Genomic DNA, 22961 nt, shown 5'->3' on the forward strand with positions numbered 1-22961 from the left:
ATTCGTTTTTCCGGTGGCAATGTCGGAGGGGTCACACCCGTTCCCATCCCGAACACGGAAGTTAAGCCCTCCAGAGCCGATGGTACTCCGCGGGAAACCGCGTGGGAGAGTAGGTCGCTGCCGGATTCTTTTTGAAAGCCCCTGGTGCCGCAAGGCGCCGGGGGCTTTGTCTTTGCGGGCTTGTGGCACGGGCCTCAGGCGCACGCTTCTTCGTGGATTGATCCGGCGGGATGCGAACGTACAGCCGCCTGGCTTTGAGGCTGGCCTGACCCTGGCTGCTTTTGCTTGAGTGGCGCTCCTTCCCCCCTCTCTGGACAGGAGCCTCTCGCATGCATCTGCTTCGAATCTACGCCGCTGGTCTGTTCGCGCTGGGGCTTCTGCTGGCGCCCTCGGAATCCAAGGCGCAGCAGTCCGGCGTCCGCCTGGGCGTGGGCGCGGATTACTGGGTGGACACCAGCGCCGCGTTCAACTTCACGCTGGGCGTTGAAGGGCATGTCGCGGGTCCACTCTTCGTGGGGGCCCGGTTCGGCGCGGTGCTCGTCACGGACGGCAACATCATTGGCGTTCCGTTGGACATCTCGCTTCGTGCGACGGTGGGTCGGAACGTCTACATCGAGGGGCTCGCCGGCCCGTGGATCATGTTCAAGGGTGACACCTTCAAGGCCCATGCGGCGTTTGGCTTTGGCCTCCAGGGCAAGGCCGCGAGCATCGGCATCGAGGTGGGCTACCTCGATCCGAATCCCATCATCGGCCTGCGGCTGGGCTACAAGTTCTGAGGCCTTGCCTCATCAGTAGTGCGGTGGACGCTCCTGCTGCCGGGCGTCCACCAGGCCCGGCTCGGCGTCCAGCTTGCGCTTGAGCTGGTCCAGCTCCGCCCGGAGCGCGTCGATGACGCGCCCTTGCTGGTAGAGCACGTCACTCAGCTCCTGCAGCAGCTCCTGCTGCTGCGTGTAGCGGATTTCCAGCTCGACCAGGCGCTTGTCTTCCATTGCCGTCTTCTCCGCTCGGGGACCGTGCCCCATGAATACCCTTGAACATCTGCAGCGCGCCCGCGAGCTGCTGGGACGCGGACAACCCGAGCTGGCGGAGTCCGCGCTGAGTGACGCCATCGATGCGGCCGTGGCGGCGGAGGACCTGGTCCTCCTCACCCAGGCACGGTTCGCGCTGGGGGAGTTGCTCTTCCAGCAGGGCCGGGATGAAGAGGCAATCCCCTTCCTCCAGGCGGTGGTGCGCACCGAACGGGCGGATGGGTCCGTGGACGCGCCAGTCATCGCCTCGGCGCGGATGCTTCGCCAGATTCGAGGGCAGGAGCCCCGCTGACCAAGCTCAGCTCAGGGCAGCCGGCATTGTTCCCGGATGGCGTCCATCCGCTGCGGGAAGCGCCGCTCCAGGTCCGTGCGCGTCAGGCGTGCTCCCTCGAGCTTCCCTGCCTTCACCTGGAGGGTGCAGAGGGTGGCCAGCGCCCGTGTGTCGGACACGTCCAGACGGTCCGCCTGACGTAGGGCTGCCTCCGCGGCGGTCTCATTTCCCAACTGGAACCAGGCGATGCCCAACTGGAAGTGGCCTTCCGCGAGCTTCGGGTCCTTCTGCACCGCCTGCTGCAAGAGCCCCACGGCTTCGCGGCTCCGGCCTTCCTTGCTGAGCACCAGCCCCTGTTCCACCAGGAGTCGGGCCGGGGGGACCTTGCCCTCCAGGGCGGTGAAGACCTTCAGGGCGTCCTCGGGCCTGCCCATCCGGCTGAGCAGCCGGCCGTAGCGCATGCCGATGAGGGGATCGCCTGGTGCGCGGCTGTAGGCCTGGGACAGGGCCTCCGTGGCGCCCTCGACGTCGCCCTTCCCCTCGCTCAGGTCCGCCCGGAGCAGCTCCGCCCGTGGGTCCGCCGGCGCGAGCTTCCTCGCCTTGTCGAGTGACTGGTCCACACAGCGGGACATCCGCTCCCGGTCGCAGATGCGCGCGAGCAGGAGCTGGGTCTCCAGAGCGTTCGGGTCCCTCCGCTCGGCTTCCAGGACCAGGTCGTGTGCTTCCGCGGGAGCTCCTTCGCGCAGGAGCTCGGCTGCTTCGCGCAGGTCCGCCGCCGTCGCCTTGTCGTTGTGCTTCAGGGGCACCAGGAACCGCAGACGGCCTTCCACGCTCTCCGTGGCCCTCGCGATGGCCAGTTCCTGCTCAGGCATGTCGCGGGGCAGGAACAGGGGGATGACGTGGATGGCGAGCGCCGCTCCGCAGACCCAGAGGACGCCCCGGAGACCCTGGTCCCGGCGCCGGCCGCTCCGCTCCCCCGGTTCGTTCGATGGGTCGCTCATGGGGCGTTTTTAAACGGCTCGGAGGTGCGGGCGCAGCCCCGACGGCAGTTCCAGCTCGCAGCTCCAGCAGAGCTCGAAATTGGCGGGGTTCTCCTCACCACAGCGTGGACAGGTCACCGAACGGTTGGCGGCTTCCTGGTTAGCCTGGAGCTCCGCGAGGACCTGACGCCCGGCCTCCAGTTCCTGCGGCCACAGCCACAGCTCCACCCAGGCCTCGGTGCTGGGAATCTCGCCGCTCAGCGGGACCAGGGACTCGCCGCGGACGTCGACCGAGAGCCCGGCCGATTCCAGGGCTCCCGCCAGCATCCGCGCCTCTCCGACCGTGCGGTGCACGGAGAACTGCACGCGCTTCATGCTTCTTGTCTGTCAGAACCGGGCCTTCGGGGCAACCGGCCCCGGCTGCTCCCCTGCTGTGCCCTGGCCGACGCGGCTCTCACGGACCGTGCGGCCTCCGTCATTCATCGTGACGAAGCTGGTGCGGCAGGACGGCGTGGGCGTGGCGTGGGGCTCGTGCGTGGAGCTCCGCTGACAGCAGCGCGTCCAGCTCCGCGAGCAGGCGATCATATCCGCCTCCCCTCGCGGGCAGCCGTTCGGTGGCGAGTCTCAAGCGGGGTGTCTCCTCGTCCTCGAAGGCCAGGGTCACCGCCAGGATGTCCGGGCCTCCTGCCTGGGGTGCGAGCGTGGCGGGTTCAGGCTCCCACTGCAGGGGTTCCAGCAATGGGGCCAGCCGGCGGATCTCCTCCGGCGTCAGGTCCCGCTCCACCACCGGTTCGCCCTGTTCCAGGACGCGCAGGTGCTTGAGTCCTTCCACTCGCAGCGCCTGCGCTCCAGTGTTCATCTGGCCACTGCGCTCGTAGGTCACCGTCTTCACTCGCCGCACCTCCCCCGAGGTCAAGGAGTAGGCATTCGCCTCGTCCCCGGCATCCGGAGGAGAGCGCGGCGAGCACTCCCAATCCGGGGAGGATGGCCCTGGCGACCGGTGCCGGACACTGTGCAGCGCCTGCTGGGCCCCTGCGCTTCCCGGAGGCGTCTCCCTACCGTGCCTTCCGTCCGGGCGCCCATGTCCGGACACACGGAGGACGCCGAACGATGAGCAAGCACAAGAACCCGAATCCGAATGATCAGCGCTCCAATACGAAGAACCCCGAGCGCCCGGAGCACAAGTCCGCCCAGGACAACCGCTCCAACCAGATGAACCCGAACCGTCCTCCGAACCCGCCGTCCCACATGCCGTCGCACGGCGGTGGCACGACGGGCGGGGACGATTCCTCGAAGCGCTGAGTGAAACGGGAGAGGCCGGCCGCGTGTTCGGGCCGGCCCCTCCGGGGCGTTGTCCTAGCGGACGCGCGGCGAGCACTCGCCTTCGCCGCGGTAGTGGCCCACGGTGCGCACAAGCGCCGTCACGAAGTCGCGCAGCGTCCGCACGCTGCCCGCGCCTCCCGTGCCGTACTGGCCCGAGGGCAGCGACGTCAGGTTCACCAGGCCCAGTTCATCCAGGGTGATTTCGCCGTCCGGGCCCACGATGCCCGTGCTGTCCGCCGCGGCGATGGCGTCGAAGCGCATCTTCGCGTCCGGCGACTGGAGGTCGTCGAAGAAGAGGTGGTCGCCGTGGATGGTGAGCTGCACCGTCTCCGTGCCGCCCTTGGGCACCGTGACGCCGCTGCCGATGTCCTCGCTCTCGCAGTGCTCGTAGAGGGTGTCGGTGGCGAAGCCCCAGTGGAAGCGCTTGGTCACCGCGCCCTTGGTGGCCGTGCCCTCGACGTAGACGGACCAGCCTTCGGTGTTCATCCGCGTCACGTCCTCCGCGTCCGCGTTGCCGGCGGTGGCGTTCGTGGCGGGGGCGATGGCGTAGCTCACCTCGTCCCAGTCCTCGGCGGCCAGGTCGCTGAACTTCGCCACGTCCACCGGTCCCGGACGGTGCACGTCGTACACCTTCGCGGCCGTCTGCTCGGCGGCGGTCTCTCCCTCGCGGTTGGCGACCTTCACCTCGCTCAGCTTCACGAGGAACTTCGTGTACTTCACCGTCCAGCCGTCCTCGAAGGCGCTGGCGGGGATCTCCTTCTCGATGAAGTCCTCTCCGTATGTGGTGAACGTCACGTTGCCCTGACCCGACGAGCAGGCGACGAGGCCCAGACACGACACACCCATCAGCCAATTCTTCATCACTGCGCTGCTCCTTCCACCCACGTCACGACGTAGGCGCTGGTGTCTTCCACGCCGCGCACCAGCCCGTTCTGGGCCTGGCTTCCGGCGGGGAAGGTGGAAACGCCAGCCGCGTCCGGAAGCGACGCGGTGGCGAAGTCGATGCGGTCCATCCATTTCCCCAGGTCCACCGCGATGCGCACGAAGCCGGCCTCCTGCTGGAGGTCGCGCTCGAAGCGCACGCCTTCGATGGCCTTGGGCAGGTCCACCACCGCGTCGAAGCGCACCGTGGCTCCGGACGTGTGGGTCGCGGTGCCTCGCACGTGGGCCTGGTGGCCTTTGAGGACGTTCTGCGCGTCCGTGGCCGCCGTGGGCGTCACGAGCGTCAGCTCCAGTGAGCCGTACGAGCCGGTGACGGCGTTGGCGTCGCCCAGGTTGCCGCCCGCGAGCAGGTCCACCGTCTGGGTGTTCAACACCTCGCCCAAGGCGTCACCCGGGACGTAGTGGCCGGGGTGCGCGTTCGCGGTGCCTCCGATGAGCGAGTACCAGTCGAAGCGGGACAGCAGGACTCGGCCCTCGAAGAAGCGCACCGAACCCACGGAGAGTTGTGCGGCTTCGGGCGTCACCGTCCAGCCGTACTCGTTGGGGGCCGTGGGCGCCGTCGCCGTCATCGTCACGGCGAAGGTGCGGCGCTCTGCTTCCGTCTTGCCGCCGCAGCCCAGGCTCATCAAGGCCACGATCAAGGCCAGTGCAATCGGGTTCATCACAGGTGGACCTCCAGGGTGAGCGAGGCCACGCGTGGTGCCCCCGCGGTGAAATGTCTGGCTGGAACGAGGCTCGGCTGGGCGGTGGGGTCGAAGCGCGAGCTGTAGACGAACTCGCCGTCGCGCCATCGCGTGTTGAGCAGGTTCTTCACGTCGAGCCGCAGCGCGAGCGCTCCCCGCCGCAGCGCGGCCTGCACGTCCGCGAGGAACACGGTGTGGCTGTATTCGCCGTAGGGCAGGGGCCTGGGCCCGATGAGCGTGAGGCCCGTGCCCAGCGACAGCAGGGAGTCGATGCCGGGCAGCGGCTTCTCCCAGCCGATGTCCGCTCGGGCGACCAGCGGCGCGAAGTAGGGGAGCTTCGCGTCCGTCTTCGTCACCGTCGCGTTCGCCACCGTGGCGCTCAGCGCGGCCGTGACGCCTTCGAGTGGACGCGCCTGCAGGGACGCGGAGATGCCCGTGCGCAGCGTCTCTCCCGTGAAGACGGTGGTGCCCACCGTGTGGTCGAAGAAGAAGTCGTTGGCCACCTGCGAGCCGAAGACGCTTGCCTGGAAGGACAGGCGTTCTCCGTCCTTCCGTGTGCCCAGCTCCGCTCCGTGCACGTTCACGAAGGGCGCCTGCTCTCCTTCCGCGAGGCTTCGCGCCTGTGGCGAACGGAAGCCATCTCCGTAGCTGGCGAAGAGGGCCCAGGTGTCCGTGAGCGCGTACTCGACGCCGGCCTTCGCGCCCCAGTGCACCCCGAAGGCGCTGCGCGAGTAGCCCTGCCCGTCGTAGTAGCGCGGGTCCCGGAAGGCGAGCGCGTCGAAGACCTCCACGCCCAGCGCGTCCGCGCGGCCTCCCAGCCGGAAGGCCCAGCGGCCCAGCGGGAGCCTGGCTTCGGCGTAACCCCAGACGTCCGTCTGGGTGAGGTCCGCGTCCACTTCATCCGCGAAGAAGGTGCCGTCCGTCTCCCGGTAACGGCGTTGCGTCTGGTGGAGGCCGTCGCGCCTTGCTCCCAGGCCCAGCTCCAGCGCGACGGGGCGGTCGAAGAGGGTGACCTGGCGGCGGTGCTCGGCGCGCAGGCCGAGCGTGGTGCCGTCGTGGGTCTGCTCCAGGCCGTCGCCCCGGTCGTCCACCCGGTAGCCCGTGAAGTTGTTGCGCAGGCGCAGGTCCGAGAGGATTCCGAAGGCCTCCAGGCGCGTGCGGGCGGTGCCCTCGCGCGGGAGGTCCACGCCGATGAGGAGCTGGTGCCTGGAGACCGTGCCTCCCTGACGGTCGAAGGAGCCCGAGTAGAAGGTGCGGCGCCCGGCTTCGAGGTCGTCCTCTCGCACCACTCCGGGGGAGTCGAAGCGCGTGACGTAGCTGCCTCCCAGGATTCGCGCGCTCAGGCCGTGGCCCAGGTCCAGGTTCGCCTGGGCGAGCACGGTGGCCCGGCCGTAGCCTCGCTGGGGGCCGAAGCCGTCGCTCTCACTGAGCTCCGCCGCCGCGAAGGTGCCGGGGTCCTCGCCCGGGCGGACCGTCACGACGAGCCGGCGCAGGTTGAACTGGCCCAGCGTGCCCGCGAACTCCACGCCCCTTTCACGCGCGCCCAGGTCCATGCGCACCGTTCCCGCGACCGCGAAGTCCCCCTGGAACGCCCGGTAGGAGCCCTCTGTCACCTCCAGCGCTTGGACGAGCTCCGGGATGATGAAGTTGGTGTCCGCGTAGCCGAGCGCGTGGATGTGGCTCACCTCGTTCACCGGCAGGCCGCCGACGTTCAGCTCCACGTCCTGGCCGTGGAGCGCGTCGAAGCCTCGGAGGAAGAGCTGCTGCGCCTTGCCCTCGCCGCTGTGCTGCGAGGCCACCAGGCCCGGGACGACCCGGAGCACGTCCGTCGCATTCATGCGCGGTGCCGTGTCGAGGATGTCCCGGCCGAGGGTGACCTCGGCGGCGCTCTGGGCCGGACGCGTGCCTCGCACCACCGTGGAGCGCTGCTTCCCGGCGGCGTCCGTGGGCTGTTGTGGTTCGGGTTGCTGCTGTTGCGGCGTGGCTTCTGTCACCTCGTGGCCGGTGGCTTCCGGCCCTTCCTGTGGGGCGGGCACGGCCGAGGCAAGACACGTCGAGAGCGTGGTGAACGCGATGAGCAACATGGGCACGGTGAAGAAGGCACGAGGAGACGACGGCACGTCCCCGGCTCGCGTGGGGACGCGCTCCGGGGCGTGCGGGTTGAAAGACAGACGGATTCAGGGCGCACGCTCACGCAGGCCCGTGGCTGGCCTGGGCCAGACGGTCCGCATGCTCGCGAGTCACCCTTCCGGAGGCTCGAAGGGGCCTAGGGGCCCTGCGGCATCGCCGCGGACCGCAATCGCTGGCCCGGCGACCACTCCGGGCTTCGCTCCGGCTCCACCCGCCAGGACATCCAGCGCAACTTCGGCGGCACGAACACGGTCCAGCTCGCCGCCACCGCCAGCAGGTGCTCCACCGAGCCCGTCAGGTGCTGGTGACCGTGGCCCTGCTTCGCTCCGCCCGGCGTGCCCGGCTCGGACTCCTTCGGGCACCCGGCCTTCGTTGCGTCACAGGCACCCTGGGTGCGGTGGACGTGGGTGGTGGCGCCGTGCTCGTGGCGTCCCAGGCCTCCACCGTGTCCCACCACCGCGTGCAGCACCGGCGCGACCGCGAGCCCGTACACCAGGACCCACAGTCCCAGGAACGCCAGGTCTCGTCGGTCTCGGGTATCCCACACAGCGGTTCGGGGGGCGGCGGCGGAGCGTCCAGGACGGGGGAGGTGAGGCGGCTGCCTGCCTATCCGTCCTCCCTCCGACACGCAAGGCGGCCTCCGCCGCTCGCTGCGCGACAGTTCCTTGCCGCCCAGTCCCATGACCCCGTGGACCGCTTGACGCATTGCAGCGGAATCCGCTGCGGCCACAGACTTCCCGTCATAGACTCGTCACGTGCGTTCCGAATCCGCCGCGCTGCGTTCCCTGCCTGCCTCCACGGAGGTTCCTGCCCCGCCCTCGCGCGCCGACCGTCTGCGTGCGCTGGGGAGTGAGTCGTTCGACCTGCTCGTCATCGGCGGCGGGGTGACGGGGGCGGGTGCTGCTCGGGACGCGGCGCTGCGGGGCCTGAAGGTGGCCCTGGTGGAGCGCGAGGACTTCGCCAGCGGGACGTCCAGCCGCTCGTCGCGCCTCATCCACGGCGGCCTGCGCTACCTGGAGCATGGCCACCTGGGGCTCGTCTTCGAGTCGAGCATCGAGCGGCGCCGCCTGCTCCACCTGGCGCCCCACCTGGTGCGCCCGCTGGCCTTCGTCTGGCCCGTCTACGAAGGGGCTCGCGTGCCGCGCTGGAAGCTCAACGCGGGCCTGATGCTGTACGACGCCCTGTCCCTGTTCCGGAACGTGAAGGCGTATCAGCGCCTGTCACTCAAGCAGGTGGTGGAGGCCGAGCCCGGCATCCGCTCCGAGGGGCTCAAGGGCGGTGCCCGCTACTACGACGCGGCCACCGACGACGCGCGCCTCACGCTGGCCAACGCGCTGGGCGCGAGCGAGGCCGGCGCGGTGGTGCTCAACCACGCCTCCGTGAAGCGGCTGGTGCTGGAGGACGGCAAGGTGAAGGGCGCGGTGGTGGTGGATCACCTCACCGGCCTGGAGCACACCGCGCGCGCGCGCGCCGTGGTCAACGCGACCGGGCCCTGGAGCGATGAGATCCGCCGGCTGGATTCGCAGCAGGAGCGCACGGGGCCCGCGGTGCGCGGCAGCAAGGGCGTGCACATCGCCGTGCCCCGCTCGCGGCTGAACATCGGGGATGCGCTCACGCTCCTGTCGCCCGTGGATGGCCGCGTGATGTTCATCCTGCCCGCGGATGCGTTCACCCTCATTGGCACGACGGAGACCGCCACCCGCGCCCATCCGGCCGAGGTGCGCGCGAGCGAGGCGGACGTGGCCTACCTGCTCTCCTCCGCCAATGCGTTCTTCCCCGAGGCGAACCTCACCCGCGAGGACATGGTCAGCGCCTGGGCTGGCATCCGCCCGCTCGCGGCGAGCGGCTATCACGGCAACCGCGACGCGGGCAGCGCCAGCCGCGAGCACTCCATCGACGTGAGCCCGTCCGGCGTGCTGGCCATCAGCGGCGGCAAGCTCACCACCTTCCGGGTCATGGCCCGCGACGTGGTCAACGCCGTGGAGCGCCACCTGTCCCTCCCGCACAAGAAGCCCGTCACCCACGAGCAGCCCCTGCCGGGCGGCGACATCCTCAAGCTGGACGCGGAGCTCGCGGCGGCCAGGCAGGAGGTGGGGGATGCGGCCACGGGCGAGCACCTGGTGCGCGCGTACGGCAGCCGCTGGCACGCGGTGTGGGCGCTCACTCGAGAGTCGCCCGAACTGGCCGAGCCGCTCGTGGAGGGCCTGCCCTACCGCCGCGCCGAGGCCGCCTGGGGTGTGTCCCATGAGATGGTCCAGACGCTGGCGGACCTGCTCATCCGCCGCCTCAAGGTCGCGTTCGAGACGCGCGACCAGGGCCGCGCCGCCGCCGTCCGCGCCGCCGAGGTGATGGCGCCACGCCTGGGCTGGGACGCTGCGGAGACCGAGCGTCAGCTGGCGGCCTACGCGGTGGATGCCCAGCGCATCTTCGGCGTGGATCCTTCCGACGCCTGAGCCCTGCTGGGAGCCCGGGCCCGGTGCGTCATGCCGGGCCGGAGGTCCTTCCGCGAACGAGGCGCCCCTCATCAGCGTTGAGGGCCTCACGTTGGACTGGCACCGGATGGCCGTCAGGCGCACGACAGCCGCCCGAGCAGTCGTCCTACGTCCATGCTTAAATCGTCGTGGGAACGGGAAGCAGGGTTGGCCCGTTCTTCCCGGCCCCCTTTCCGGGGGCGGCGGGTCACGGCGCGGTAATCCACGTTGGCCGGGCGAAGGAGATACACCCCATGAAGCGTTGGCTTTGGCTTGGGCTCGGGTTGTCCGGACTGGTGGCGAGCGGCTGTGGCACTGACCCTGAACCCATCGACGTCCTGCCCCAGGCGTGTCCTGGCACCGCGGAGGTGTCGCTGCCGAAGCCGGGGGTCTCCCCGCTGAGCACGGACACGGCGGCGGACGGCGTCATCATCACCTACAAGCCGAAGGTGACCGCGAGCGCGCTGGCCGCGTCGGCGGACATCGCGTCGGCCGTGGAGCGCGAGGGCGGCACGGTGATGCGCCGCATCCCGAACATGAACGTGGTGTCCGCCCGGCTGTCGCCGGAGGCCATCGCCGCGCTGAAGCTCCGCCCGGACGTGGTCTCCGTGACGCCCAACCGCCGCGTGCGCGCGCTGGGCCTGCCCACGCCCCCGCCGCTGGCGTCGTGGCAGGGCGCGTACACCACGCAGGGTTCGGTGGGCGAGTACACGGAGGGGCTGAAGCTGATCCAGGCCCCGCAGGTGTGGGACGCGAACAACGACGGCGTCATCGACCCCGGCGCGCCCACGGGCGAGGGCGTGAAGGTGTGCGTCATCGACAGCGGCTGGGACAGCAAGCACCCGGAGCTGAAGGCGGCGTTCCTCATGGGCAAGGACTTCGTCGACAAGGACGAGGACCCGTCCGACCAGAGCGAGTCCCAGGGCGTGGTGACGGTGGGCGGCGGCCACGGCACGCACGTGGCCGCGACCATCCTGGCGCAGTTCGGCGCGGGCTCCGGCGCGCGCGTGGCGCCCGGGGATGAGCCGAACGGCGTGGTGGGCGTGGCGCCGGGCGCGTCGCTGCTCGTCGCGCGCGTGCTGGACACGGACGGTGGCGGCCGCACGGACGACGTCATCGCGGCGGTGGAGTGGTGCCATGCGCAGGGGGCGCGCGTTGCCTCGCTGTCATTGGGCGCGCCGGACCCGTCCGAGACCGAGCAGACCATGTTCGAGAAGGTCTGGGAGGACGGCAACGGCATGCTGTCCATCGCGGCCAGCGGCAACGACGGCAAGCTCGGCATCGCGTATCCGGCCGCGTACCTGCCGTCCGTGATGGCGGTGGGCGCGGTGGACATGCAGGGCGAGTACGCGCCCTTCTCGCAGTTCGGCCAGGAGCTGTCCGTGGTGGGGCCGGGCGTGAACGTGCTGAGCGCCACGGTGCAGGGGGCGGCGTCGCTGTCCTCGGTGAGCGCGGCGTCGTCGCCCATCGCCTCGTCGCCGCTCACGCACACCGCGCAGGGCACGTACACGGGCCGGCTGGTCAACTGCGGCCTGGGCGCGGACCGCGCGGCGTGCGGTGAGTCCGCCACCTGCGACGGCTTCGTCGCCTACGTGGACCGCGGCGACCTGTTCTTCGAGGAGAAGGCGCGCAACGTCATCCAGGCCGGCGCCCGCGCGGTCATCATCGGCAACAACGTGGAGGACGACGGGGAGGGCACCTTCACGCTGGGCTCCGCGAACTCGCACTGGGTGCCCACGGTGTCGGTGTCCATGGCGGCCGGCGCGTCCCTCAAGAAGATGATGGGCCAGGATGTGACGGTGTCCATCACCGGCCTGGACTACCAGCGCGAGTCGGGCACCTCCATGGCCACCCCGCATGTGTCGGGCGTCGCCGCGCTGGTGTTCAGCGCCTGTCGGGGCCTGAGCGCCGCGCAGGTGCGCGACGTCATCGAGAAGACGGCGAAGGACGACAAGGCGACGCCGGGCAAGGACGTGAAGTACGGCTACGGCCTGGTGCAGGCGGCCGAGGCCGTGAAGCTGGCGCAATCGCTGCCCCAGTGCGGCGGTCCGCTTCCGCTGCCGTAGCGGCGGCGACTTCGCGCCCGTGGGCCTGACGCCCCCGTGTCCCTTCGTGGGACCGGGGGCGTTTCCTTTTCTTCCGGGCAGGCGCCGGGTCGTGGGTTGGCAGTCCGGACGGACAGGCGACCGCCAGGCCTCCGGGCCGGTGGTTCGCGCCGCGTGCGCGTGCACCTTCCCAAGAAGGGAGGCGCGCGGCGCATGAGGCGAGACACCTGGCTGGGATTGGGGATCGCGGGTCTGGCCTGCCTGCTGATGTGCGCCGGGACTCAATCCGGCGGGATGGAGAATGACGCCGCGTCCGAGGAGACCCCCGTTCCCCCAAGCTCGCGGGTAATCACGCCGCAGGCTCCCGCGGCCACGCCGCCAGCTCAGGCGACGACGCCCCAGCAGCAGCCAGGGACGGGCGGCTCCGGGACGAACACGCAGGCCTCCGCTGGGACGGCTCCCGCCAACGCGCCCGCGCAGGGCACCGGAGGGAGCGGGGACATCCCGGCGTCGGATCCGAACAGCCCCAGCGCGGAGCCGAACCCGGAGGGGCAGACGACTCCGCCCAACCCGGGCCCGGAGACGAACACGGGCGGCACGGGCGGCACGGGCAACACGGGCACCGGGGCTCCCGCCACGGCGAAGCCTCCTGCTCCGGGCGCCCAGCAGGGCGTCGCGGTGGTGGATGCCATCTACCGGGGAAAGGTGCGCTCGGTGTCCGACAAGGAGGTCGTCATCGACAACGAGGGCACGCGCCTGCCGCTGGAGATCAGCACCCAGACGCGCATCGTCCGCGACGGTGAGGACATTGGCGTGACGGAGCTCAAGGAGGGCGAGCGCGTGCGCGCCACCGTGAACCTGGTGGGCCGGAGCCACACGCGGGAGATCGCCGTGCTGACCGGCGCCGAGGCCCGCCGCGACGCCGAGAGGCAACGCCGCCGGTAGCCCAAGGCCCCTTCCGTCAGCCGCATGGCCCCGTCCGCGTCTCCCGGACGGAGGTTTCCACCATGACGGTCTACGACCGATACCGAACCCTGTTGCACAAGTTGGCCCTCGTCCGCGCCCGCGCGCCCGGCGGGGATTCACCCGAAGCGGATGCGCTGCTCGACACGATGGACGAGGTTTGGGACGCCCTGTCCGACGGCGAGCGCGCCGCCATGGAGCGCGAACGCGCCCGGTTGGCCTTGTCCGTGGACACGCGCGCCGTGCCCGCGTGAGGCGCTCACGTCACTCCCGCACGGACCCCATGGGCGCACTCGTGGGCCCATGGGGAACGCGCGAGGACGGCCGGGACGGCGGCAGTTCCCGGCTCTGACGCTGCCGCCACACCGCCCGCGTGTAGTCCACCACCGACGCCAGCGACAGCAGCGCGACGAGCGCCACGAGCGGCCGCACCAGCGGTGGGTAGAGCAGGACGCACAGCAACACCGCGAGTTGCAACGTCGTGACGACCTTGCCCAGCATCCGCGCCTTGAGCTCGATGGCCCGCATGTCCGGCCGCACCCTGGCGACGATGAAGCCGATGGCCGTGCCGACGTCCCGCAGGAGCAGCAGCGTCAGCTCCACGGGGTCGATGAGCCCGTCCAGCAGACACACGATGAAGGCCGTCACCATGAAGGCGCGGTCCGCCACCGGGTCGATGAGCGCGCCCAGGCGCGTGGCCAGTCCCCGGTGCCGGGCAATCCAGCCGTCCAGGAAGTCCGTCGCCGCGGCCAGCACCACCAGGAAGGCCCTCATGCGCAGGTCCGACACCGCGATGAACACCGCGGCGAGCGGCAGTCGCGACAGGGACAGCGTATTGAGCAGCACGAGGCTTGCCCGACGGTGCATGGCTTTCAAAAGGTAGTGCTCGGTCCCCGGGGCGCACCTGCCCGCCATGGCGAGCGTCCAGCGAAGAACTCCTCTGGCGCCCTCGTGGATCCACGTCCAACGGAAGGACCCCGCGGCCCACGTGCGGTGTCCCAGGGCATGGCCCGGGATTTTCCGCGGCCTCTTGTCCTCCTGGAGTCCGCCCTTTGAGCTCGATGGGACCCTTCCGCCCCCTGCTGGCACTGGCCACCCTGCTCACCGTCGCGCTGCCCCTGGCGAGCTGTGAAGCGGCCGGACGGGCGAAGGTCGCGACTCGCGCCCCCACGGCCGAGGAGCAGAAGCGCTACCCGTGGCTGCCGGCCTCCGCCCGGGTGCGCTCGCTGGAGGAGACCTTCGCGCCCCCGGAGGGCTACTCGCGCGTGGCCCTGGAGGCGGGCTCCTTCGGCGCCTGGCTGCGCGGCCTGCCCCTGCGCCCGGAGGGCTCCCCCGTGCGCGACTTCCAGGGGAAGACCGTGCTGGCGGCCTCCGACTCCCGGCTGGCGGCGGTGGGGGAGCTGGACGTGGGCACCGCGAACCTCCAGCAGTGCGCGGACTCCATCCTGCGTCTTCACGCGGAGTGGCGCTGGGCGTCCGGTCAGTCGGAGCGCATCGCCTACCGCTTCACCAGCGGCCACCTGGCGTCCTGGCCCCGGTACGCGGCCGGGGAGCGGGCGCGCGTCTCCGGCTCGAAGGTGACGTGGGTGCCGGGGAGCGCGGCGGCGGACAGCTCGCGGGCGGCCTTCCGGAACTACCTGAACCTGCTCTTCACCTACGCGGGCACCCTGTCGATCCAGGCGGAAGGCGCGCGACCCACGCGGGAGCAGCTGCGCCCCGGGGACTTCTTCGTCCTGGGCGGCAGCCCCGGCCACACGGTGCTCGTGCTGGACGTGGCCACCAACGCGAAGGGGGAGCGGGTGGCGCTCATGGGCCAGGGCTTCACCCCCGCGCAGGACTTCCACGTCCTGGCGGGAAGGGACGGGCCCTGGTTCCCGCTGGAAGGGGAGAGCGTGGCGACGCCGTTCTGGGCGCCCTTCCCCATGACGTCCCTGCGCCGGCTGCCCTCGCCCTGATCGGGCTGGAAACCTGAAACACCAACGAGGTGCGGCCTGGGGGGCGGGCGCCCTCCCGTTGCGTCTCCCAGCGGACGGGGAGGCACTAAACGGAGGGCGCTCAAGGGTTCTGCTGGAATCGACCGGGGGGAGGAGGCAGGTTGCGGCGTGGAGTGTTGTCCTGCCGTCAACGGGCACACACCGAAGCCGGGCCCGTCCCCCGCCGCGCGCCTGCCAGCCTAAAGGGAAGAGGAGTTCGTTCCCCGAGCCTCCACCATGTCCTCCGCCGCCGCAGCCGTGCCCACGTCTTCCCCCAGGGCCAGCATCCTCATCGTCGACGACACGCCCGGGCACCTCCTGGCGCTGGAGGGCATCCTCACGCCCCTGGGGCAGCGGCTGGTGCGCGCCACCTCCGGACGCGAGGCCCTGCGGCGGGTGCTGGACGAGGACTTCGCCGCCGTCCTGATGGACATGAACCTGGGCGACATGACGGGCGTGGAGGTGCTGGGCCTCTTGCGTGAGCGCGAGCGCAGCCGGCGCACGCCCGTGCTGCTGATGACCGCGGGCGACGGCGACGAGAAGGAGTGGCTGGCGGCGTACGCGCACGGCGCGGTGGACTACCTGCGCAAGCCGCTGCGGCCTGAAATCCTCCTGGCGAAGGTGTCCATGTTCGTGGAGCTGTACCTGGCGCGCGAAGCCGTGCAGCTGCGCGAGGAGTCGCTGCGCGAGCGCGAGCGCCACGCCCTGGAGGCCGTCCACCGCGAGCGGCTGCACGCGTTCTTCATGCAGGCCCCGGTGGGCATCTCCATCACGCGCGGGCCGGACTTCGTCTTCGAGCTGGCGAACCCCTACTACGAGCTGCTGGTGGGCCGGCGGGTGACGCCGGGCCAGACGATGTTGGACGTGTTCCCGGAGATGGCCTCGCAGCCGGAGGTGCTGGAGGTCCTGCGCGGGGTGGTGCGCACGAAGCAGCCCTTCGTGCGGCCGGAGTTCGAGGTGAAGCTGGTGCGCGACGGCCAGCCGGACTCCGTCTTCTTCAACGTCATCTACCACCCGATGGTGGAGGTGGACGGCACCGCGTCCGGCATCATCACCCTGGCCACCGACGTGACGGAGTTCGTGCGCTCGCGCCGGCACACGGAGGCGCTCACGCTGGACCTGCGAAAGCAGCAGGCCGCGCTGGTGGACAGCGAGCAGCGCCTGCGCCTGGCGCTGACGGCCACCCAGCTGGGCACCTTCGACATGGACGTGGTCACGGGCGAGCTCAAGTGGGACGCGCGCTGCAAGGCGCTCTTCGGCCTGCCGCCCGACTCGGAGTCGTCCTACGACAAGTTCCTCGCGGGCCTGCACCCGGAGGACCGCGAGGCCGTGCAGCGCGCGATCGCGCTCAGCTGGGACCCCACCGGCAGGGGCGACTACGACGTGGCCTACCGCACCGTGGGCTTGAAGGACGGCGTGGAGCGCTGGGTGCGCGCCACGGGCCGCACGCACTTCCAGGACGACAAGCCGGTGCGCTTCGTGGGCACCGTGCAGGACATCACCGCGCGCAAGCGCGCCGACGCGGAGCGGGCCCGGCTGATGGCGGGCGAGCTGCGCCGCACCGAGCAGCTCCGCGGCCTGTCGCGCGCGAGCCTGGCGCTCAACGCGGCGGGCAGCGTGCCGGCCATCCTGGAACTGGTGACGCTCAAGGCGCGCAAGCTGATTGGCGCGAACCAGTCCTTCGTTCAGGTGGCGGACGGCCGGGATGCTCCGCCGCTCGCCTCGCTGTCCGCGGTGGATCATGATCCGCTGGCGCCCGACGCCGCCCAGGTGGCCGTGGACGAGCGCGGCCTCTTCGCCCGGGTGTGCCAGGAGAACCGGCCGCTGCGCCTGACGCGCGAGGAGCTGCGCCAGCACGCGGACTACGCCGAAGCGCCGCCCGCGCCGCCGCCCGCGCTGCCCCTGAAGGGCTTCCTCGCGGTGCCGCTGGTGGGCCACGACGGCCGCAACCTGGGCCTGCTGCAGGTGTCCGACAAGCTGGAGGGCGACTTCGACGCGGAGGACGAGACCATCGCCGTGCAGCTGGCGCAGATGGCCAGCGTGGCGCTGGAGAACGCGCGCCTGTACGAGACGGCGCAGGCGGAGCGGCGCAACCTGTTCGCGGTGCTCAAGCAGCTGCCCGCCGCCATCACCGTGCTGCGCGGACCGGAGCTCATCTTCGAGATGGCCAACGACCTGCGCCTGAAGCTCACCGGCTCCCGGCCGCTGCTGGGGCTGCCCGTGCGTCAGGCGCTGCCGGAGCTCAAGGACCAGGGGCAGGTGGCTCAGCTGGAGCATGTCTACCGCACCGGCGAGACCTACCGCGGCCACGAGGTGCCCATGCGCCTGGTCCGCGACGTGGGGCAGGAGGCGCCCGAGGGCTACTTCAACCTCACCTTCCAGCCGCTGCTCAACGCCGAGGGCAAGGTGGACGGCATCGTGTCCGTGTCCTGGGAGGTCACGGAGCAGGTGCTGGCGCGCCGGCGCATCGAGGCGCTGGCCGCGGAGCTGAAGGAGCGCGAGCAGCAGTTCCGCACGCTGGCGGACTCCATCCCGCAGCTGGCGTGGATGGCGGAGCCGGATGGGCGCATGTTCTGGTTCAACCAGCGCTGGTACGACTACACCGGGACGACGCCCTCGCAGGTGGGGGAGAAGGACTGGAACGAGCTCTTGGACCCGGAGGACACCTGGCGCGTGATGGAGCACTTCACCGCGGCCCTGCGCGAAGGCGCGCTGTGGGAGGACCAGTTCCGCCTGCGCCGCGCGGACGGCAGCTACCGCTGGTTCCTGTCGCGCGCCATGCCCGTGCGGGACGGCGAGGGGCGCATCGTCCGCTGGTTCGGCACCAACACGGACATCGACGACGAGCGACGCACGCTGGAGAGCCTGAAGCAGGCGGAGGAGGAGATCCGCCACCTCAACACGGGCCTGGAGAAGCGCGTGCGCGAGCGCACCGCCCAGCTGCAGGAGGCGAACAAGGAGCTGGAGTCCTTCAGCTACTCCGTGTCGCACGACCTGCGCGCGCCGCTGCGTCACATCACCGGCTTCGCGCAGTTGCTGGAGCGGCGGGCAGGCGCGAAGCTGGACGACGTGTCACGCGGCTACCTCTCCACCATCGCGGGCGCGGCGAAGCAGGGCGGCACGCTGGTGGACGACCTGCTCGCGTTCAGCCGCATGGGCCGGGCGGAGATGCGCCAGTCGCGGGTGGATATGGGCCAGCTGGTGGAGGAGGCCCGGCGCGACCTGATGCCGGAGTCCACCGGACGGCAGGTGGCGTGGCAGGTGGGAAGCCTGCCCACGGTGGAGGGTGACCCGGCGCTCCTGCGGCAGGTCATCCACAACCTGTTGGCGAACGCGCTGAAGTATACCCGTCCCAAGCCGGAGGCCCTCATCGAGGTGGGGGCCCGGGAGACGGAGACCGAGGTCGCGGTGTGGGTGCGCGACAACGGCGTGGGCTTCGAGATGCAGTACGTGGACAAGCTGTTTGGCGTCTTCCAGCGCCTGCACACGGCCGAGGAGTTCGAGGGCACCGGTATCGGGCTCGCGAACGTGCGGCGCATCGTGTCGCGCCATGGAGGACGGACCTGGGCGGAGGGCGCCGTGGGGCAGGGCGCGACCTTCACCTTCACCCTGCCCCGGGCTTCTCCGCTGGAGAAGAAAGTCGAGACGCACGCGTGATCGAGCTGAAGCGGATCCTCCTGGTGGAAGACAGCGCCAACGACGTGGCGCTGACGCTGGCGGCGCTGGAAGAGGTGCACCTGGCCAACGAGGTCGTGGTGGTGCGCGACGGGCAGCAGGCGCTGGACTACCTCTTCCGCAAGGGCGAGTACGCGAACCGGCAGGACGGCCACCCGGCGGTGGTGCTGCTGGACCTGAAGCTGCCGAAGGTGGACGGGCTGGAGGTGCTGGAGAAGGTGAAGGGCGCCCCGGAGCTGAAGGCGGTGCCGGTGGTGATGCTCACCTCGTCGCGCGAGGAGCGGGACCTGGCGCGCAGCTACGGGCTGGGCGTGAATGCCTACGTGGTGAAGCCGGTGGCCTTCCCGGACTTCGTGTCCGCGCTGCGTGAGCTGGGGTTGTTCTGGGCGGTGGTGAACCAGCCGCCGCCGGGCTCCCCTGGCGCGTCCGGAGCCTTGAAGTGAGCGCTCGCGGCGGCGCCGCGCTGGACCTGACGACTCTGCCATCGGCGGAGCGGCCCCTGTGCATCCTCTTGCTGGAGGACAGCCCGCTGGACGCGCAGCTGGTGGCCGCGCAGCTGGAGGAGGGCGGGCTGCCTTCGACGCTGGAGTGCGTGCAGGGGCGGGCGGCCTTCGTCGCGGCGCTGGAGAAGGGGAGGTTCGACCTCATCCTGTCGGACTACAACGTGCCGGGCTTCGACGGGATGAGCGCGCTGGAGGCGGCGAAGGCCGTGTGTCCGGACACGCCGTTCCTCTTCGTGTCCGGCGCGCTGGGAGAGGACCGCGCCATCGAGCTGCTCAAGCGCGGCGCCACGGACTACGTGCTGAAGGACCGGCTGGAGCGGCTGGGCCCCAGCGTGCGGCGGGCGCTGCGCGAGGCGGAAGGGGTGCGGCTGCGCAAGCGCACGGAGGAGGCGCTGCGCCGCTCCGAGGAGCGCTACCAGCTGGTGGCGCACGCGAGCTTCGACGCCATCTGGGACCTGGATCTCCAGACGGACGCGATGCACTGGATTGGCGACGCGACGGAGGAGGTCTTCGGCTTCCCGGTGGAAGAGGTGGGCGCGGACGCGGCGTGGTGGCGCCGGCACATCCACGGCGAGGACCGTGAGCGGGTGCTGGCCGGGCTGCAGCGGGCGTTCGATTCGGACGAGGACCGGTGGCAGGACGAGTACCGCGTGCTGCGCAAGGACGGGGCGTACGCGTACGTGGCGGCGCAGGGCTCCATCCTGCGCGGAGAGAACGGGAAGGCGCGGCGCATCGTGGGCGCCATGCGCGACATCACGGAGCGGCGGCGGGCAGAGGAGGAGCGGCAGAAGCTGGTGCACGAGGCGCAGGCGCGGGTGGAGTTCGAGCAGCAGCTCATTGGCATCGTCAGCCATGACCTGCGCAACCCGCTGGGCGCCATCCTCACCGGCGCGTCGCTGATGCTCCGGCGCGACGACATCCAGCCGTGGCACGCGAAGGCGGCGGCGCGGGTCCTGTCCGCGGCGGAGCGGGCCACGCGGATGATCCGCGACCTGCTGGACTTCACGCAGGCGCGCATGGGCGGCGGCATCCCGGTGCACGCGGCGCCGTGTGACTTCCACGCGCTCATGCTGCAGGTGGTGGAGGAGGCGCGCACGGCGCACCCGGAGCGCACCATCCAGATGGAGCAGGTGGGGGATGGGCAGGGCGCGTGGGACTCCGACCGGATGGCGCAGGTGCTGTCCAACATCCTGGGCAACGCGCTGAAGTACAGCCCGGAGGACACGCCGGTGCGCGTGGAGAGCCGGGGCGAGCCGGACGACGTCGTGGTGCACGTGCGCAACGGGGGCGACCCCATTCCCCCGGAGATGCTCCCGCGCATCTTCGAGCCGCTCCAGCGCGGGACGACGGTGGGGCGCTCCGAGCGCAGCATCGGGCTGGGGCTCTACATCGTGCGGCAGCTGGTGCTGGCGCACGGCGGGACGGTGGACGCGAGGTCGTCCGCGGCGGAGGGCACGGTGTTCACCGTGCGCCTGCCGCGGCTTCCGCCGAAGGAGCCGACCGCTCCGGCGCCGGAGTAGGGCGCCTCAGGGCAGGTCGGTTCCCCCGAGGAACAGCACGTCGTTGCAGCGCCGGATGCGCGCCCAGGTGCGGAGGCCACCGCGCCAGAGGCCGTACTTCTGGAGGGACTGGAGCCCGTACATCGAGCACGTGGGCGTGTAGATGCACTGCCGCTTCCAGCGGTGGGGCACCGCGTGGCGGTACAGCAGGACGAACCCCACCGCGACGAGGCACAGCGGGTTGAGCCACCAGGGCAGGCGCGTGGGCTGGGGCGTGGGCGTGGCCTGGAGCTCGCGGGCCTCCTCGGGGAAGAGGGCGAGGGCGGAGTAGGGGTTGCCTTCCCAGGGCGGAGGGCCCGGGTTCATTCCTGCTTCGTCCGCTCGAAGACGCACACCAGCCAGGAGCCCGTCGCGGTGCCACAGCCCTTGGTCGCGGTGACGGCGCGGTACTCGCTGGAGTGCAGCTTCCAGCCCTGCGCGGCGTAGTTGTTGAGGAACTTCGCGAAGTCGCCGCAGCGCTTGGGGTTCCAGCCCGGGTCGGTGGCGTTGCAGCCGGGGGCGGGCGGGACAAAGGCATCCACGTGATACTCGTACATCCAGGGCTCCTTCAGGGTGTCTGGGATTGACGGCGGATGCTGTCCCAGGCTGGCCGGGTGGCAAGAATCCATGCTTCACGCCATTGCGTGGGTTTGGCCATACCCCATGCGTGGGATGGCTGGCGTTGAGACGGACCGGCAGGCTCGCGTGGGACGCCGCGTATGGGTTTCACATGACTGCCTGGAGGCCGGACAGGGGGACCGGGGTGGAGCGGCCAGGCTCCAGCAGGGGACCTCCGCGGGATAGGATGCGGGGCTGGCCTCATCGTGGAAGGTGGACGCATGTCGAAGCCGCTGGAAGTCGTGAACGCCGTGCTGGACGCGGGCTTCGAGGGCCTGGGGCCGCTGTGCAGCGCGACGGCGCTGGCGGACGAGTACCTGCGCGACACGCGCTACGCGGACCACGCGGCGCGCGTCGATTCGCTCATCCACTGGGAGACGGGGAAGCTGTTCACCACGGGCTTCCTGTCCGGGCTGGGCGGCCTGCTCACCCTGCCGGTGTCGCTGCCCGCGGGCCTGGGCGTGTCGTGGGCGGTGCAGGCGCGGCTGGTGGGCGCCATCGCTCGCATCCACGGGCACGACGTGGAGGAGGACCGCGTGCGGACCCTCACGTTGCTGGCCATCGTGGGGGACATTGGCAAGGAAGTGGTGAAGCAGGCCGGTATCGAAGTCAGCCAGCACCTGGGCATGCGCGCGCTGGAGGCCGTGCCGATGCAGGCGCTGAGCAGCATCAACCGCGCGGTGGGCTTCCGGCTGGTGAGCAAGGCGTCTCAGAAGGGCGTCGTGAACCTGTCCAAGGTGGTGCCCCTGGCCGGTGGGCTGGTGGGCGGCGCGGTGGATGCGCTCGCGTGCCGCGCGGTGGGGGCCACGGCCCGGCGGTTGTTCGCGCCAGGACCGGGGGCCCTGGTGCCCGTGTCGCCTGGATGACCGGGCGCGGGGCTTGTCATTGACGGTGGGCCTTCGCGCTGGAGTCATCCGGGCGCATGGGCCGCCTCCTTGTCCTCTTCGTCGCGCTGGGCCTCGCCGTGGGGGGCTGCCGGCGCTCGTCCGAGGAGGCGGGCACCGGGGGCCGCACTCGCATCGTCTTCAAGTTCCAGCCGCTGTGGGGCGACCCGAAGCCGTTCCGTGAGCTGCTGGCGCGGTACGAGCGCGCCAATCCGGACGTGGAGCTGGTGACGGAGGCGCTGCCGAATTCGTCGGACCTGGCGCACCAGTTCTTCCTCACGTCGTTGCAGGGCAAGGCCACGGACTTCGACGTGCTGGTGGCGGACGTCGTCTGGGTGCCGGAGTTCGCTCGCGCGGGCTGGGTGGCGGACCTGTCCGAGGACTTTCCTCCCGAGCGCCTGCGCCAGGAGTTCCTGCCCGGGCCCGTGGACGCCGTCGTGATGAACGGGCGCACGTACGCGGTGCCCTGGTACGTGGACGTGGGCGTCCTCTACTACCGCACGGACCTGGTGCCTCGCGCGCCGCGCACCTACGAGGAGCTGCGGCGCTTCACCCGCGACGCGATGGCGAAGGCGCCCGGCATCCAGGGCTATGTGTGGCAGGGCCGGCAATATGAGGGCCTGACCTGCAACGTGTACGAGGCCATCTGGGGCCACGGTGGGCAGTCGCTGGGGACGGACGGGCGCGTGCTGCTGGAGACGGAGCCTGCTCGCGAGGCGCTGGCGTACCTGCATGGGCTCATCGCGGACGGGCTGTCTCCCCAGACGGTCACGGGCTTTGGCGAGGAGGAGTCCCGGCGCGTGTTCCAGGAGGGCCGCGCGGTGTTCATGCGCAACTGGCCCTATGCGTGGAGCGAGGCGCAGGCGGAGGGCTCTCCCATCCGGGGCAAGGTGGGCATCGCGCCGCTGCCGACGAAGGATGGACAGCCGGGGTG

General features: G+C 70.9%; 24 protein-coding genes and 1 rRNA gene. 14 read left to right on the forward strand and 11 right to left on the reverse strand.

What is annotated here, in order from left to right:
- The first annotated feature begins 9 nt into the window (after window positions 1-9).
- Together rrf and D7V80_RS29830 are read left to right on the forward strand one after the other, a co-directional pair.
- Window positions 10-126 (forward strand): 5S ribosomal RNA (rrf, locus tag D7V80_RS29825).
- A 203-nt stretch (window positions 127-329) separates the two neighbouring features.
- The gene (locus tag D7V80_RS29830; RefSeq protein ID WP_120591382.1) at window positions 330-776 is read left to right on the forward strand and encodes a hypothetical protein; all 447 of its coding nucleotides are present in this window, start codon (window positions 330-332) and stop codon (window positions 774-776) included.
- A 12-nt stretch (window positions 777-788) separates the two neighbouring features.
- Here the strand turns inward: D7V80_RS29830 and D7V80_RS29835 are convergent, their stop codons facing one another.
- Window positions 789-989 carry a SlyX family protein gene (locus D7V80_RS29835; protein ID WP_014392968.1) on the reverse strand — a complete coding sequence of 67 codons (201 nt, stop codon included), beginning with the start codon at window positions 987-989 and terminating at the stop codon, window positions 789-791.
- A gap of 31 nt (window positions 990-1020) precedes the next feature.
- Here D7V80_RS29835 and D7V80_RS29840 point away from each other — a divergent pair, with 31 nt between their 5' ends.
- Window positions 1021-1320: a tetratricopeptide repeat protein gene (locus tag D7V80_RS29840; RefSeq protein ID WP_014392969.1), complete on the forward strand. Its 300-nt coding sequence runs from the start codon at window positions 1021-1023 to the stop codon at window positions 1318-1320.
- A gap of 11 nt (window positions 1321-1331) precedes the next feature.
- Here D7V80_RS29840 and D7V80_RS29845 read toward each other — a convergent pair whose 3' ends face one another.
- The 3 genes from D7V80_RS29845 to D7V80_RS29855 form a co-directional block, all read right to left on the reverse strand.
- A complete protein-coding gene (locus tag D7V80_RS29845) occupies window positions 1332-2300 on the reverse strand; it encodes a tetratricopeptide repeat protein (RefSeq protein WP_120591383.1) in 969 nt (322 codons plus the stop codon).
- 9 nt (window positions 2301-2309) lie between these two features.
- A complete protein-coding gene (locus tag D7V80_RS29850; RefSeq protein WP_120591384.1) occupies window positions 2310-2654 on the reverse strand; it encodes a hypothetical protein in 345 nt (114 codons plus the stop codon).
- A gap of 100 nt (window positions 2655-2754) precedes the next feature.
- Window positions 2755-3171 carry a hypothetical protein gene (locus tag D7V80_RS29855; RefSeq protein ID WP_120591385.1) on the reverse strand — a complete coding sequence of 139 codons (417 nt, stop codon included), beginning with the start codon at window positions 3169-3171 and terminating at the stop codon, window positions 2755-2757.
- A gap of 218 nt (window positions 3172-3389) precedes the next feature.
- On the opposite strand from D7V80_RS29855, the gene D7V80_RS29860 reads away from it, so the two are divergent.
- Window positions 3390-3581, forward strand: a complete 192-nt coding sequence (locus D7V80_RS29860) for a hypothetical protein (protein WP_014392973.1) — start codon at window positions 3390-3392, stop codon at window positions 3579-3581.
- Window positions 3582-3635: 54 nt separating this feature from the next.
- On the opposite strand, the gene D7V80_RS29865 is transcribed toward D7V80_RS29860, so the two are convergent.
- The 4 genes from D7V80_RS29865 to D7V80_RS29880 all read right to left on the reverse strand — a co-directional run bounded on the left by D7V80_RS29865 (window position 3636) and on the right by D7V80_RS29880 (window position 7904).
- The gene (locus D7V80_RS29865; protein ID WP_120591386.1) at window positions 3636-4463 is read right to left on the reverse strand and encodes a hypothetical protein; all 828 of its coding nucleotides are present in this window, start codon (window positions 4461-4463) and stop codon (window positions 3636-3638) included.
- Window positions 4463-5206 carry a hypothetical protein gene (locus tag D7V80_RS29870; protein WP_120591387.1) on the reverse strand — a complete coding sequence of 248 codons (744 nt, stop codon included), beginning with the start codon at window positions 5204-5206 and terminating at the stop codon, window positions 4463-4465. Before D7V80_RS29870 ends, D7V80_RS29865 begins: the two co-directional genes overlap by 1 nt.
- Window positions 5206-7347 carry a TonB-dependent receptor gene (locus D7V80_RS29875; protein WP_120591388.1) on the reverse strand — a complete coding sequence of 714 codons (2142 nt, stop codon included), beginning with the start codon at window positions 7345-7347 and terminating at the stop codon, window positions 5206-5208. The genes D7V80_RS29870 and D7V80_RS29875 overlap by 1 nt, the downstream gene beginning before the upstream one ends.
- A gap of 146 nt (window positions 7348-7493) precedes the next feature.
- Complete coding sequence (locus tag D7V80_RS29880) at window positions 7494-7904, reverse strand: hypothetical protein (protein WP_233585826.1); 411 nt, start codon at window positions 7902-7904, stop codon at window positions 7494-7496.
- Window positions 7905-8112: 208 nt separating this feature from the next.
- Between D7V80_RS29880 and glpD the strand changes: the two genes are divergently transcribed.
- The 4 genes from glpD to D7V80_RS29900 all read left to right on the forward strand — a co-directional run bounded on the left by glpD (window position 8113) and on the right by D7V80_RS29900 (window position 13090).
- Window positions 8113-9810 carry a glycerol-3-phosphate dehydrogenase gene (gene glpD, locus D7V80_RS29885; RefSeq protein ID WP_120591389.1) on the forward strand — a complete coding sequence of 566 codons (1698 nt, stop codon included), beginning with the start codon at window positions 8113-8115 and terminating at the stop codon, window positions 9808-9810.
- A 272-nt stretch (window positions 9811-10082) separates the two neighbouring features.
- Complete coding sequence (locus D7V80_RS29890; RefSeq protein ID WP_120591390.1) at window positions 10083-11894, forward strand: S8 family serine peptidase; 1812 nt, start codon at window positions 10083-10085, stop codon at window positions 11892-11894.
- A gap of 192 nt (window positions 11895-12086) precedes the next feature.
- The gene (locus tag D7V80_RS29895) at window positions 12087-12818 is read left to right on the forward strand and encodes a hypothetical protein (RefSeq protein ID WP_147447250.1); all 732 of its coding nucleotides are present in this window, start codon (window positions 12087-12089) and stop codon (window positions 12816-12818) included.
- A gap of 62 nt (window positions 12819-12880) precedes the next feature.
- Entirely contained in the window at window positions 12881-13090 is a 210-nt protein-coding gene (locus D7V80_RS29900) for a hypothetical protein (RefSeq protein WP_120591392.1), read from the forward strand.
- A 10-nt stretch (window positions 13091-13100) separates the two neighbouring features.
- Here D7V80_RS29900 and D7V80_RS29905 read toward each other — a convergent pair whose 3' ends face one another.
- The gene (locus D7V80_RS29905; protein WP_233585828.1) at window positions 13101-13703 is read right to left on the reverse strand and encodes a CDP-alcohol phosphatidyltransferase family protein; all 603 of its coding nucleotides are present in this window, start codon (window positions 13701-13703) and stop codon (window positions 13101-13103) included.
- A gap of 194 nt (window positions 13704-13897) precedes the next feature.
- On the opposite strand from D7V80_RS29905, the gene D7V80_RS29910 reads away from it, so the two are divergent.
- The 4 genes from D7V80_RS29910 to D7V80_RS29925 all read left to right on the forward strand — a co-directional run bounded on the left by D7V80_RS29910 (window position 13898) and on the right by D7V80_RS29925 (window position 20507).
- Window positions 13898-14791, forward strand: coding sequence for a DUF4846 domain-containing protein (locus D7V80_RS29910; protein ID WP_120591394.1), 894 nt, complete (start codon window positions 13898-13900; stop codon window positions 14789-14791).
- 255 nt (window positions 14792-15046) lie between these two features.
- Window positions 15047-18466, forward strand: a complete 3420-nt coding sequence (locus tag D7V80_RS29915; protein WP_120591395.1) for a PAS domain-containing protein — start codon at window positions 15047-15049, stop codon at window positions 18464-18466.
- The gene (locus tag D7V80_RS29920) at window positions 18463-18927 is read left to right on the forward strand and encodes a response regulator (RefSeq protein WP_120591396.1); all 465 of its coding nucleotides are present in this window, start codon (window positions 18463-18465) and stop codon (window positions 18925-18927) included. Before D7V80_RS29915 ends, D7V80_RS29920 begins: the two co-directional genes overlap by 4 nt.
- Window positions 18924-20507 (forward strand): ATP-binding protein, encoded by a 1584-nt coding sequence (locus D7V80_RS29925; RefSeq protein WP_120591397.1) that lies wholly within the window; start codon window positions 18924-18926, stop codon window positions 20505-20507. Before D7V80_RS29920 ends, D7V80_RS29925 begins: the two co-directional genes overlap by 4 nt.
- Window positions 20508-20513: 6 nt before the next feature.
- Here D7V80_RS29925 and yidD read toward each other — a convergent pair whose 3' ends face one another.
- A complete protein-coding gene (yidD, locus tag D7V80_RS29930) occupies window positions 20514-20852 on the reverse strand; it encodes a membrane protein insertion efficiency factor YidD (protein WP_120591398.1) in 339 nt (112 codons plus the stop codon).
- A complete protein-coding gene (locus D7V80_RS29935) occupies window positions 20849-21082 on the reverse strand; it encodes a DUF4177 domain-containing protein (RefSeq protein WP_014392988.1) in 234 nt (77 codons plus the stop codon). The genes yidD and D7V80_RS29935 overlap by 4 nt, the downstream gene beginning before the upstream one ends.
- 282 nt (window positions 21083-21364) lie before the next feature.
- Between D7V80_RS29935 and D7V80_RS29940 the strand changes: the two genes are divergently transcribed.
- Together D7V80_RS29940 and D7V80_RS29945 are read left to right on the forward strand one after the other, a co-directional pair.
- Entirely contained in the window at window positions 21365-22009 is a 645-nt protein-coding gene (locus D7V80_RS29940; protein ID WP_120591400.1) for an EcsC family protein, read from the forward strand.
- Between the two features lie 56 nt (window positions 22010-22065).
- Window positions 22066-22961, forward strand: an 896-nt coding sequence (locus D7V80_RS29945) for an ABC transporter substrate-binding protein (protein WP_147447251.1), incomplete at its 3' end; no start/stop codon positions are given.

The organism is Corallococcus sp. CA054B, assembly GCF_003611625.1.
Lineage (GTDB): Bacteria > Myxococcota > Myxococcia > Myxococcales > Myxococcaceae > Corallococcus > Corallococcus coralloides.

Coding starts and splice junctions, on each gene's coding strand:
- D7V80_RS29830 (WP_120591382.1), top strand. CDS start 330: ATGCATCTGCTTCGAATCTACGCCGCTGGTCTGTTCGCGCTGGGGCTT.
- D7V80_RS29835 (WP_014392968.1), bottom strand. CDS start 989: ATGGAAGACAAGCGCCTGGTCGAGCTGGAAATCCGCTACACGCAGCAG.
- D7V80_RS29840 (WP_014392969.1), top strand. CDS start 1,021: ATGAATACCCTTGAACATCTGCAGCGCGCCCGCGAGCTGCTGGGACGC.
- D7V80_RS29845 (WP_120591383.1), bottom strand. CDS start 2,300: ATGAGCGACCCATCGAACGAACCGGGGGAGCGGAGCGGCCGGCGCCGG.
- D7V80_RS29850 (WP_120591384.1), bottom strand. CDS start 2,654: ATGAAGCGCGTGCAGTTCTCCGTGCACCGCACGGTCGGAGAGGCGCGG.
- D7V80_RS29860 (WP_014392973.1), top strand. CDS start 3,390: ATGAGCAAGCACAAGAACCCGAATCCGAATGATCAGCGCTCCAATACG.
- D7V80_RS29865 (WP_120591386.1), bottom strand. CDS start 4,463: ATGAAGAATTGGCTGATGGGTGTGTCGTGTCTGGGCCTCGTCGCCTGC.
- D7V80_RS29870 (WP_120591387.1), bottom strand. CDS start 5,206: ATGAACCCGATTGCACTGGCCTTGATCGTGGCCTTGATGAGCCTGGGC.
- D7V80_RS29890 (WP_120591390.1), top strand. CDS start 10,083: ATGAAGCGTTGGCTTTGGCTTGGGCTCGGGTTGTCCGGACTGGTGGCG.
- D7V80_RS29895 (WP_147447250.1), top strand. CDS start 12,087: ATGAGGCGAGACACCTGGCTGGGATTGGGGATCGCGGGTCTGGCCTGC.
- D7V80_RS29900 (WP_120591392.1), top strand. CDS start 12,881: ATGACGGTCTACGACCGATACCGAACCCTGTTGCACAAGTTGGCCCTC.
- D7V80_RS29905 (WP_233585828.1), bottom strand. CDS start 13,703: ATGCACCGTCGGGCAAGCCTCGTGCTGCTCAATACGCTGTCCCTGTCG.
- D7V80_RS29910 (WP_120591394.1), top strand. CDS start 13,898: ATGGGACCCTTCCGCCCCCTGCTGGCACTGGCCACCCTGCTCACCGTC.
- D7V80_RS29915 (WP_120591395.1), top strand. CDS start 15,047: ATGTCCTCCGCCGCCGCAGCCGTGCCCACGTCTTCCCCCAGGGCCAGC.
- yidD (WP_120591398.1), bottom strand. CDS start 20,852: ATGAACCCGGGCCCTCCGCCCTGGGAAGGCAACCCCTACTCCGCCCTC.
- D7V80_RS29935 (WP_014392988.1), bottom strand. CDS start 21,082: ATGTACGAGTATCACGTGGATGCCTTTGTCCCGCCCGCCCCCGGCTGC.
- D7V80_RS29940 (WP_120591400.1), top strand. CDS start 21,365: ATGTCGAAGCCGCTGGAAGTCGTGAACGCCGTGCTGGACGCGGGCTTC.